The sequence below is a fragment of the Neorhizobium galegae genome (assembly GCF_021391675.1).
Taxonomy (GTDB): domain Bacteria; phylum Pseudomonadota; class Alphaproteobacteria; order Rhizobiales; family Rhizobiaceae; genus Neorhizobium; species Neorhizobium galegae_B.
Window position 1 is genome coordinate 419,459 of record NZ_CP090096.1, and the last position, 11,461, is coordinate 430,919.

Annotated in this window: 10 protein-coding genes; 5 read left to right on the forward strand and 5 right to left on the reverse strand. The window is 62.4% G+C overall.

The window, feature by feature from the left end; translation table 11 throughout:
* Positions 1-153 precede the first annotated feature (153 nt).
* Complete coding sequence (locus LZK81_RS24720) at positions 154-1,389, reverse strand: OpgC family protein (protein ID WP_233957665.1); 1,236 nt, start codon at positions 1,387-1,389, stop codon at positions 154-156.
* A 196-nt stretch (positions 1,390-1,585) separates the two neighbouring features.
* Positions 1,586-5,101, reverse strand: coding sequence for a PAS domain-containing hybrid sensor histidine kinase/response regulator (locus tag LZK81_RS24725; protein ID WP_233957666.1), 3,516 nt, complete (start codon positions 5,099-5,101; stop codon positions 1,586-1,588).
* A gap of 198 nt (positions 5,102-5,299) precedes the next feature.
* Between LZK81_RS24725 and mscL the strand changes: the two genes are divergently transcribed.
* The 5 genes from mscL to LZK81_RS24750 all read left to right on the forward strand — a co-directional run bounded on the left by mscL (position 5,300) and on the right by LZK81_RS24750 (position 9,561).
* Positions 5,300-5,725 carry a large conductance mechanosensitive channel protein MscL gene (gene mscL, locus LZK81_RS24730; protein WP_046607370.1) on the forward strand — a complete coding sequence of 142 codons (426 nt, stop codon included), beginning with the start codon at positions 5,300-5,302 and terminating at the stop codon, positions 5,723-5,725.
* A 116-nt stretch (positions 5,726-5,841) separates the two neighbouring features.
* The gene (locus tag LZK81_RS24735) at positions 5,842-7,011 is read left to right on the forward strand and encodes a pyridoxal phosphate-dependent aminotransferase (protein ID WP_233957667.1); all 1,170 of its coding nucleotides are present in this window, start codon (positions 5,842-5,844) and stop codon (positions 7,009-7,011) included.
* Positions 7,012-7,170: 159 nt separating this feature from the next.
* The gene (galE, locus tag LZK81_RS24740) at positions 7,171-8,205 is read left to right on the forward strand and encodes a UDP-glucose 4-epimerase GalE (protein WP_046607368.1); all 1,035 of its coding nucleotides are present in this window, start codon (positions 7,171-7,173) and stop codon (positions 8,203-8,205) included.
* Between the two features lie 110 nt (positions 8,206-8,315).
* The gene (locus LZK81_RS24745) at positions 8,316-8,648 is read left to right on the forward strand and encodes a hypothetical protein (protein ID WP_233957668.1); all 333 of its coding nucleotides are present in this window, start codon (positions 8,316-8,318) and stop codon (positions 8,646-8,648) included.
* A 124-nt stretch (positions 8,649-8,772) separates the two neighbouring features.
* Positions 8,773-9,561: a polysaccharide deacetylase family protein gene (locus tag LZK81_RS24750; protein ID WP_233957669.1), complete on the forward strand. Its 789-nt coding sequence runs from the start codon at positions 8,773-8,775 to the stop codon at positions 9,559-9,561.
* A 112-nt stretch (positions 9,562-9,673) separates the two neighbouring features.
* On the opposite strand, the gene LZK81_RS24755 is transcribed toward LZK81_RS24750, so the two are convergent.
* From LZK81_RS24755 to LZK81_RS24765, 3 genes are all read right to left on the reverse strand, one after another.
* Complete coding sequence (locus LZK81_RS24755) at positions 9,674-10,072, reverse strand: DUF1236 domain-containing protein (RefSeq protein WP_233957670.1); 399 nt, start codon at positions 10,070-10,072, stop codon at positions 9,674-9,676.
* Between the two features lie 72 nt (positions 10,073-10,144).
* The gene (locus LZK81_RS24760) at positions 10,145-10,327 is read right to left on the reverse strand and encodes a hypothetical protein (RefSeq protein WP_233957671.1); all 183 of its coding nucleotides are present in this window, start codon (positions 10,325-10,327) and stop codon (positions 10,145-10,147) included.
* Positions 10,328-10,349: 22 nt separating this feature from the next.
* Positions 10,350-11,168, reverse strand: a complete 819-nt coding sequence (locus tag LZK81_RS24765) for a DUF1236 domain-containing protein (RefSeq protein WP_233957672.1) — start codon at positions 11,166-11,168, stop codon at positions 10,350-10,352.
* Between the last annotated feature and the right edge of the window lie 293 nt (positions 11,169-11,461).

The following is an 11,461-nucleotide window of genomic DNA, read 5'->3' on the forward strand; positions in this document are numbered from 1 at the left end:
CGGGCTCGACCCGAGGATCCATGGGCTGGCGGTGCGGATGCTGGATCCTCGGCTCAAGGCCGAGGATGACGTCGAGTGGGTTGCAAGGTTCCTATACGCAAAGGGCAGCGGCCTTGAGCCGCTGCCCTTGTTTTGCGTTGACCTTATGTCGCCTTACCGGATGACCATCTGCTGCGGTGCGCCGGGCTTTGCCGGCTGCTGCACCTTGACCGGGGCCGGTTGCGCCGTGCCGAACAGCTTGTCGCGTTCACGCCATAGAGCCGGCAGCGACAGCAGCGCGATCGAGACCAGCGCAATCGCGGTCTTGGTGAACTCGTCGAGCTCCGGCGTCCGTCCGTCGAAATAATAGACGAAGTAGACGATCGCGACGTGCCACACATAGACGTAGAGCGAGTGGCGGCCGAGAAGCTGCAGGTACTTGATCGAGAACACCCAGGTGATCGCACCGGCGATGCGGCGCACCCACTCGTCCTTGTGCTTCGGACCGGCGACGATCAGCCAGGTGACGAGCATCGCGACGGCTGCGAAGTTCAGGAGGTAGACCGGGCCGAAATCGGCGCGGATTTCCATCGAGGCGAACTTGCCGATCATGTGCGGCGGCATCAGCTCATGCGCGGTGATCAGGCGCAGCGGCAGGAAGAACAGAACCATCAGCAGCGCCACCTTCGGGATGAAGGTATTGTCCGGCGAAAGGATATTGCTCCACTTGATCTTGCCGGCCGAGGTCAGCGCGCCGAGCACGAGGCCCGAGTAGAAGACGACCTGCCAGCCGAGCAGGTTGAACGACACGCGGATACCCTGGTCGTCCGCACCCATGACCAGATCGTTGAGCGGCGTCGTGGCGATCTGCTGCAGTCCGAGCTGGGCCGCCATCCACAGGATGACCGAACCGGCCACCACATAATGCCACTTGTCCTCCAGCACGAGCTTCACCAGCATCGGGGCGAAGAGCATGTAGACGATATACTGCGGCAGGATGTCCATGAAGGTCGGCTGGTACAGGAAGGTCGCGATCGCAGCGAGGCGCAGCGGGTCGTCGAAGGTCGTGTAACCCAGCCAGTTGAACCAGATCGAATAGGCGCCCGGCAAAAGCATCTGCGCGACCAGCACAACCAGCACGATGCCCATCGCATAGCGATAAAGCTCGAAGGCGCGGTTGTAGATGGCGGTGCGGCCGGCCGCATAGCCGTTCTTCAGCATCTTCTTGGCATAGACCATGCCGATCAGGAGGCCGGACAGGAAAACGAAGCCCTGGGCGTCTTCTACGAAGGCGAGCTGATTGTGGTTGATCTTGACCAGAAAATAGCCGCCGGCGAAGATCAGATGGTTGAGTACCATGAAAACGAGGAAATATCCTCGCATACCATCAATAATATCAAAGCGTTTCATCGGTCGCGGTCTCCGTCTTTGCCGGTTCCGACGGCTGTCGCCTTTCGGTCCGTAAGGCCTCTGCGGGCCAGGATGTACGCGGCTAAACGCGGCAAAAAGCCGGACAGTTCCAGCCCTATTCGAGCGTTTAAACCTGATCTATCGTAAACTGTGCGTGATGACTCCGCGATGAACGCCAGGTTGGGTGAGGTTCAGACTATTCCGCCGCGACGCGCTTGAGGCCTGCAACCTGCGTAAGGTAGGCCCGCATGGCGGCTGGCTTCACCGGCTTGTGCTGCACGCCGATGTCGTGGCGCTCCGCTTCGGCGCGGACTTCCGGGGTGCGGTCGGCGGTGATGATCAGCGCCGGGATGTCCGCCTGGTATTTCTGGCGGAGCTTGAGAACGGCTTCGATGCCGTTGCCGTCGTCGAGATGGTAGTCTGCGATGATGATTTCCGGCGGCGGTTCGCGGCGGGCGACGATCTCGTCGAGGGCTGCGAGCGAATCCGCCTGCCCGACGGTGCAGCCCCAGCCGGTGATCAGCAGCGCCATGCCTTCGAGGATACGCGGTTCGTTGTCGATGCAGAGAACCCTGAGCCCGTTCAGCGGCTGCGTGCGCTTGCGGCGCTCGACCTGGTCGGCTGCACGGATTGCCTGCGACGCAGCCACGTCCATGGGCACCTGTACCCGGAAGGCGGTGCCTCGACCGGGCGTGGAGGCGAGCTGGACCGGATGGTTGAGCACCCGCGAAATGCGGTCGACGATCGACAGGCCGAGACCGAGGCCGGCCGCCGTCTTCGCACCTTCGTCCAGCCGGGCGAATTCCTTGAACACGGTGCGAAACTTGGAGGGCGGAATGCCGATGCCGGAATCGAGCACCTCGATGACCACCTGGTCGCCGCGCCGGCGCGCGCCGATCAGCACCTTGCCGTCGATCGTGTATTTGATCGCGTTGGAAACGAGGTTCTGCACCAGCCGGCGCAGCAGGTTGGCGTCGGAGCGGACCTTCAGCGATGTCGGCATGACCACGAATTCCAGGTCCTTCTCGCGGGCCATCGGCGCGTAGTCGGTCTCGATGCGTTTCAGAAGGTCGTCGAGCGGCACCGAGGTGAAGCGCGGCTTCATGGCGCCGGTGTCGAGCCTGGAGATATCGAGAACGGCACCGAGGATCGCCTCGACCGATTCCAGCGCGGAATCGATATTGCGGACAAGCGAGCCGTTGTTGTCGGAGGCGCCGAGCCGCTCCACCAGTGCCGAGGAATAAAGCCGGGCGGCATTGAGCGGCTGCAGGATGTCGTGGCCGGCGGCCGCGAAGAACCGGGTCTTGCCGATATTGGCCTCGTCGGCGGAGGCCTGCGCCTCGGCGAGCTCCTTGTTGACGCGGGTGAGTTCGGCGGTGCGTTCGCCGACCCGCTGTTCCAGCGTCTCGTTTGCCTGCTTCAGTGCCTGGTCGGCGGCGACCCGATCGGAAATGTCGGTGAAGGTCGCGACGATGCCCTTGTCCGGCATGGCATTGGAGCGCACTTCGATGATCCGCTCGCCGCCGTTCAGCACCAGCGAGAAGGGCGCATCGAGCGTCTGGAACTGGCGGATCACCTCCGCCTGATCGGTTGGGGCAAGATCGCCGCGTTCCGAGAGGATGGCGACCATGTCGGCAAGCGGAAAGCCGACCTGGCCGACCTGTTCCGGCAGATCCAGCAGATTGCGGAAGCGCCGGTTCCAGATGGTCAGGCGTTCGGAACTGTCGAACACGGCAATGCCCTGGTCCATCTGCGACAGCGCCGTCTGCAGCATGTCCTGGTTATATTGCAGCGCCTCGCTTGCCTGATCGAGCAGCCAGGCCGTGTCGGAATTGGTGTCCTCCGCCTTTTGCAGGATCAGCGACAGGACAAGCCGCGCCGAGGACGAGCCGATGGCGCTGCCGAGCAGCTGTTCGGAGAAATGGATCATCGCCATGTCGGCGGGCTGATCGTCGCTGAATGTACGGCCGGCCGTCCTTTCGTAATTGGAGAAGGAGCGCCGCATGCGTTCCTCGCCGAGATAACGGGCAATCGCCGTCTTCAGGTCGCCGACGCCGACGCGGGTCTTCCAGCCGCGGGTGGCGAATTGCGAGCGCAGGTGCCTTTTGACGAAGATGCCGGCCTGGATGCGCTCGACCGGCCGCGGATTGCGCGACAGCGAGCCCAGCACGAAGGCGAGAATGTTGAGTGTCAGGCTGAAGATCGTTGCGTTGACCAGCGGGTCTGTCTGCGGCCCGGAGAAGATGCCGGTGCCGGGGAACAGGAAATTGAGGACAGCGGTCGCCACATGGGAATTGTCCGGGCCGCCGAGGCTCGGCACGAACAGCAGGTAAGCCCAGGCGAGGAAGCCGAAGGACATGCCGAGGATCGCCCCGCGGGCATTGGCGCGGCGCCAGACGAGGCCGCCGAGGAGGGCAGGAGCCACCTGCGCAATCGCCGCAAAGGCGAGCAGCCCGATCGAGGCGAGGCCGGACTGGCTGTCGGCCATGCGATAATAGGCATAGCCGAGCATGAGAACGCCGAAGATCGCGACGCGGCGGATATTCAGAAGCGTGCGGGTAAAGTCCGTGCGCTGGCCGGAGCGCGCCGCCATCAGCCGTTGCCTGAGGAAGATCGGGATGATGATGTCGTTCGACACCATGATCGAGAGTGCTACGGATTCGACGATGACCATGGCGGTGGCAGCGGAAAAACCGCCGATGAAGGCGATCAGCGACACGACCTTCAGTTCGCCGGCGAGCGGCAGCGTCAGCACGTAGAGGTCGGCGTCGCCGGTGCCGCCGAAGGTGATCAGGCCGGCCATGGCAACCGGCAATACGAAGATATTGATGGCAACGAGGTAAAGCGGCAGCAGCGCACTCGCCACCTTGCGCTCCTTTGTCGTGCGGTTCTCGACCACCGTCACATGGAACTGCCGCGGCAGCATGATGATCGCAAACGCCGACAGCCCGATCAGGACCAGCCAGCGGCTGATCGGCGTCTCGTAGGCGAGCGCCGAACCGACCAGCATGTTTTCCGATGCCTTGGCGAGCAGGTCGGCCGGCCCGTCGAAGAGAATGAAGAAGACCGAAAAGCCGACAGTCGCAAAGGCGAGCAGCTTGACCACCGATTCCATCGCCACCGCAAGGATCAGCCCGTCCTGGTGTTCCGTCGCATCCGTGTGCCGGGTGCCGAAGATGACCGCGAAACAGGCCATCATCAGCGTGACGATCAGCGCCAGGTCGATGAAGTAGAGATTGCCGCTGCCGATGCCGTAATCCGACGGATTGACCATGGCGGCGACCGAACTCGACACCGCTTTCAGCTGCAGCGCGATATAGGGAACGGCGCCGACCAGCGCGATGATCGCGACGATCATCGCGACGGTGGAATTCTTGCCGTAGCGGGCGGCGATGAAATCGGCGACCGAGGTCAGCTTCTCGGCCTTGGCGAGTTCGACGATACGCCGGATGATCGGCATGCCGAGCGTGAAGGCGAGGATCGGGCCGATATAGATGCCGGTGAACTCCAGGCCCCTCTGCGAGGCGAGCCCGACGCCGCCGAAATAGGTCCAGGAGGTGCAGTAGATCGCAAGGCTGAGCGCATAGACGATCGGCCGGCCGTTCTTGGGCACGCCGAAGATACGGCTCCGCCGGTCGCCGTAGCTCGCCACTGCAAACAGCAGCAGCACATAGGCGAAAGCCGAAACGAAAATGATCCAGCCCGGAAGCATTGCTCCTCCGCAAAAGGCTTTGAGCCTCAAACATTAGGGGAAAAGCATGCGCTTGGAAATCAGGGGGCCTCTCGGCAAAAAGTCCAATAGACGATCGTATTTAAGCCTTGGCGAACGGCGTCTTTTCACATCCGTAGAAAGCGCTATGTTGCGTTTTACTGAAACCTGAAACGCCATGGGGGAAAATTGGCCATGTCAATGATCAGCGAATTCCGTTCTTTTGTTGCCAAGGGCAATGTCGTCGATCTCGCGGTCGGTATCATCATCGGTGCCGCTTTCACCGGCATCGTAAAATCGCTGGTCGATGACATCGTGATGCCGATCGTCGGCGCAATCACCGGAGGCGGCTTCGATTTCTCGAATTACTTCCTGGCGCTGTCGAGCACCGTCACAGCGCCGTCGCTGGCCGCTGCCCGCGAACAGGGCGCGGTCTTTGCTTACGGCAATTTCATCACCGTCCTCATCAATTTCCTGATCCTCGCCTTCATCATCTTCCTGATGGTGAAGGCCGTGAACAAGATGCGCCTCGCCGATGAAAAGAAGTCGGCCGACGAAACCCCCGCCCCGCCGCCGGCCGATATCCAGCTCCTGAGCGAAATCCGCGACATTCTGAAGACAAAGTGATCTTTTGATCACGCCGCTGCGATTCATCATCAGAATCGATCCCGGCCTCACGGATTATCATGGGATTCCCTGGCTTTCCTGCGCTAAAGAAGTGGGAAACAAGCCAAGGGAATTCCATGTCGATCATCTCCAGTCTCAGCCCCCGCGCCGTCGCGGCGCCCGAAAGCGGCATTGTCGAGGTTCTCAATTACGCCCGCGGACGGGAGGGATTGATCCCGCTCTGGGCCGGTGAAGGCGATCTGCCCAGCCCGGACTTCATCAATCGCGCCGCAACCGAGGCGCTTCTCGGCGGCGAGACCTTCTACACCTGGCAGCGCGGCATTCCCGAACTGCGCCAGGCGCTGTCGGATTATTACACGCGGCATTTCTCCGTTTCGCTGCCGGTCGAGCATTTTTACGTCACCGGGTCCGGCATGCACGCGATCATGCTGGCGGTTCAGGCGGTGACCTCGCCGGGCGACGAGATGATCTATCTGTCGCCGACCTGGCCGAACATCATCTCGGCGATCGAGATCTCCGGCGCCCATTCGGTCGGCCTGCCGCTCGATTTCGTCGGCGGCCGCTGGTCGCTCGATCTCGCCAAGCTGGAGGCGAAGATCACGCCGAAGACCAAGGGCCTGTTCATCAACACGCCCGCCAACCCGACCGGCTGGACCGCAACGCTCGATGACTTGAAGAATATCCTGACGCTCGCCCGCAAGCACGGCATCTGGATCGTCGCCGACGAGATCTATGCCCGGTATTATTACGGCGGCGCCCCAAGGGCTCCGTCCTTCCTCGACATCATGGAGGACGGCGACCGGATCATCTTCGCCAATTCCTTCTCCAAGAACTGGTCGATGACCGGCTGGCGGGTCGGCTGGATTGTCGCTCCGCCGGAAATGGGACAGGTTATCGAAAACCTGGTGCAGTATTCGAATTCCGGCGTGGCCCAGTTCCTGCAGCGCGGCGCCGTGGTAGCGCTCAACCAGGGCGATGATTTCGTGAACGCGAATATCGCCCGGGCGACCGAGGCGCGCGATATTCTCTGCGACGCGCTGATTGCCACCAATCGGGTCGAGACCCTGAAGCCGGACGGGGCGCTTTACGCTTTCGTCAAGGTGGACGGCATCACCGACAGCCGCAGCGCGGCGCTGGATATCGTCGACAAGATCGGCGTGGCACTGGCGCCCGGTTCGGCTTTCGGCAAGGGCGGCGAGCTTTTCCTGCGCGCCTGCTTCCTGCGCGATCCGAAGCAGATCAAAGAGGCAGCGGGCCGCCTTTCCGACTACATCAAGCGTCTTTGAACCGTTCCGGCACGCAAACGATAAAATTCGAGCAATCTGCTCAAGAGCCTGTTTGCCTTAGGCCCAGATAAACCCGGCGCGACCAGCGTCGGGTAAGCATTGTTGAAGACCGCCCGTGTTTTTGTCCTGCCAACGATAAGAAAGCAGGGAAGTATAGACATGGCAGTTCTGGTAACGGGCGGCGCGGGTTACATCGGCAGCCACATGGCCTGGGCCTTGCTCGACGCGGGCGAGGAAGTTGTCGTTCTCGACCGGCTCTCGACCGGTTTTCGCTGGGCCGTGCCGGCCGAGGCGCGCTTCTATCTCGGCGACGTCGGCGACCGCGCCGTTCTTTCGCAGATCTTTGCGGAAAACGACATCAACGCGATCCTGCACTTCGCGGGCTCGATCGTGGTGCCGCAATCGGTCGCCAACCCGCTGGATTATTACGAGAACAACACCGGCAATACCCGGCTGCTGGCCGCTGCCGCGATTGCCGCCGGTATTCGCCATTTTGTCTTCTCTTCGACGGCTGCCGTTTATGGAGACCAGAAAGACGACACCCCCGTCTTCGAAAACGCAGACCTGCATCCGAAAAACCCCTATGGCCAGTCGAAGCTGATGTCGGAGATGATGCTGCGCGATGCCGCCGCGGCGCATGATTTCCGTTTCGTGGCGCTGCGGTATTTCAACGTTGCCGGCGCCGACCCGCTCGGCCGCACCGGCCTGTCGACCGAGGGCGCCACCCATCTCATCAAGATCGCCTGCGAGGCAGAGCTCGGCAAGCGCCGTGGGGTCGATGTCTACGGGACCGATTATTCGACACCCGATGGTACCGGCATCCGCGACTATATCCATGTCACCGACCTCGTGGACGCGCATTTGAAGGCCCTGAGCTACCTGCGCCGCGGCGGCGAACCTCTGATCGCCAACTGCGGTTACGGCCGTGGCTACTCGGTCCTGGAGGTTCTGGACGCCGTGATGCGGGTTGGCGGCCGCAAGTTCGAAATCCGCTATGGACCCCGCCGGCCGGGCGACGCGGCAAGCGTGGTCGCCAATTCGACGCTGGCGCGCCGGCTGCTTGACTGGAAACCGCGCCACGACGATCTCGATCTCATCGTCGAGACTGCGATCTCCTGGGAGAAGGGGCTGGCTTCCCGCAAGGCAGAAGACCTCAAGTCGCTGCAGAGCAGGCTGGCGTCGGCACGCTTCTAGGTTCCGGATCGGCACGGAAATTCATGGAACATCCTCGGCCTTCCTGGGTTTGACCTGGGCGGGCAAACCCAATCCGCCGGTTCTGCCGGTGGTTGAACGGAGGAAATCCCATGACTTTCAAGCTTGTTACCGTATCGATTCTTTCCCTCGGCCTGGCGGCCGGTGGGGCGCTTGCCCAGACCAGCGGCAAGGGTAATGCAACTACCAACGGAACCTCGGCCAGCGAGAGCAGCGACAGCCAGAAGAAGATCGATCCCAACGCCACCAACAGCACGACCGGCGGCGCCATGGGCAATGCGGCGGGCACCAAGGACACGCGCACCAACTGCGCTCCGAACCTTCAGACACGGGGCTCTGCCACCACGCCTGATACGACCGGCACCGCATCGGTTCCCTCAGGCCAGGCCGGCACGAACACGAACGGTCAGGCCTCGGACTGCTGATCTGAACGTCTTTCCCCAAGAAGGCCGGCATCGTCCGGCCTTTTTTGTGGCCGTCGATTCCGTCGCATGGCGTCTTTGAGGATTTGCCGATAAGGGAAAGCCTTCTCGATATCGGTATCCCATCATGCGACGCGTTCTGCTTTGTACCTTCCTCCTGCTGCCTCTGACGGCCGGTGCTCAGGATTTGCCCCAGAAGCAGTCCCCAAACCCTTCCTTGACGCAAAATACCGCGCCCTCTTCCAAACTGGTCGAGCCGCATCTGCATGTCAGCCGTTCCGGCAATGCCAGCCGTCCCCGGGTGGCGCTGACCTTCGATGCCTGCATGGGCAAGGCGGACGAGCGCATCCTGTCCACCTTGGTCAGAGAGAGAATTCCCGCGACCATTTTCGTTACGGCCCGCTGGCTGAGAAACAACCCGCAGTCGGTCACAATCTTTCTACAGAATCTCGACCTCTTCGAACTGGAAAACCACGGCCAGAACCATGTGCCGGCGGTCGATGTGCCCGTCCTGATCTACGGCATCGCCGCTGCCGGATCGCCCGAAGCGGTTCGCCAGGAAGTGTCAGGCGGCGCTGATGCCATGCTGGCGGCGGGTTTTTCCGCACCACGCTGGTTCCGCGGCTCGACCGCCAAATACGATCCTTCGGCGATACGCCAGATCCGCGATATGGGCTATCGGGTCGCCGGTTATTCGCTGAACGGCGACGGCGGTTCCCTGCTCGGTGCCGACGTCACCGAAAAACGCATCGCTGCCGCCAAGGACGGCGATGTCGTCCTCGCGCATATCAACCAGCCCACGCATGCGGCCGGCGAGGGCGTGGCCCGCGCGCTGGTTGCCCTGAAACGGCGCGGCGTCGAGTTCGTACGCCTTTCCGACGTGGACGGCATCGGCGACGACGACACGACCCGGTGAGGACGCGGTCTCTCGAGCCATTTTCTCTCGAACCACTTTGATCCCTGAACACAGATCGGGGGAGAGACGGATCCCGTCTCTCCCCCGATCTGGTTTCGGCAATGGGTCGTATTTAGCGGACGACCTGAACGACCGTGCGGGTCTGCGGATCGACGATGACGCGCTGTTCGTTCACCACCGCATAGGCGTATTTCGGGCTGTCCGGAACCGGGGTCAGCACGACCGTTTCGGGGATGGGCTTGCCGACGACGATCTTCTCCTTGACGACGACGGGCGATGCCGGGGCGGGAGCCTGTTCCACATAGGTAACGACGCGTTGCGGCGGCGGGTCGATGGCGGTACCGGCAACTGCGCCGGCAACGCCGCCGACGGCGGCCCCGACCGGGCCTCCGATGATCGCACCGGTGACGGCGCCGCCGGCCGCACCATTGACGGTGCCTTGCTGGGCCGAAGCAACAGGTGCGAGGACGCCGAGTATTGCGGCGGAAACAATAAGGATCTTGGTCTTCATGATGGTTTCTCCTTCTGGGTGTTGTGACGCGGGCGAAAATTCGCGCCGCGCCTTGGAATGCGATCGAGGCTGCTATCTCGTGACTGGAGCCGGCGGCTCGATCTTGGGCAGGGTCACGTCGATGCCGATGTCGCGGTTTCCGAGGTAACCGCTTTCGAACAGGAAGAGCCCTGCGACGACCATGATCAGCAGGATGGCGGCGACGGCCCAACCGCCGCCGCCCGTATGGATCACGGTCGGTTCCCGGTCACGCATGGTTTTCTCCCGCATTCAGCGCTCAGCCGACCAGGATGTAGACGACCTCATGGCTCGAGGGGTCGACGATGATGATCCGGCCGTCCGCCAGCACGAAGTATTCGTAACCGCGATAGGCCGGTACGATCTCGACGATGCGCGGCGGCAGAGGATGCAGTTCCACGGTCGTCGGCACGGCGACGCCGACATCGACACTGATTTCGACATCGACCGGCTCGACCTTGTTCTGGACGAGGATATTGCGCACCTCCGTCCTCTGTTCGGTCGAGATATTGATGCTGCCGGTCGTCTCGTTCGAAGGTTTATCGGTGGCAGCCTGATCCGAACCGGGTTGCTGGGCGCCGCTATTCTGGCGTGCCGTGTCGTCGGTTGCCGGCTTGCCGGTATCCGTTCCGGAGCCCGAGCTCGAATTGGCGGTCGTGGAACTGTCGCTCTGGCCGGCAGGTTTCTGCTGCGCGGTATTGTCCGTGGCGAGCGACTGGGCGTCGCTGGCCTGCGTCTTCGTGGTATCGCCGGATTTCTCCTGAGCCGCCCGATCGCCCTTCGGCTTCAGGCGCTGTTGGTCGCCGCTCTGGGCCTGGGCGTTCATTTTGTCATTCCCGCTGGCTGAGCCCTGCGGCTGTTGTGTCGCGGCGCCCATGTCCTGCTGCGGCTGAGCCTGTTTGGCGCCGGATGAACCGTCCGAGCCTTGGGTGCCTTTGCGTGGCAGGATTGGAGTTGCCGAATTGCTGCCGTCCTGACCGACGGTCGGAGCCTGGCTTTGAGCGATGGCCGGCACCACCGACAGCGTCGATCCGGCCAGAAGCGCAATCGCGAGCGTATGTTTCATTGACGGTTTCATGGATGTTTCCTCTATTTTTCGGTTGCCCTGCGAACCCGTGGGTGGGCCGCACTCACCATTCGAACTTCCGCCGCCATGGCTCGTTCCGGGATTCGGGCTTCAGTCGGGCAGGGCGGGACTTCAGGCCGATCATGTTTTGGGCCTTTGGTCTGACGGGGCGGGGTAAAGGTCCAAGGGGGGATGAAATCGACGAACCGCGCTGATAGGGTGCCGTTGATCCTGGGGGGAGGGGGCGTCCCGAAGCACGGCATGTTCCCGGCCAGATGGCTATCGATCCCCGTCGCGGCTTTTTG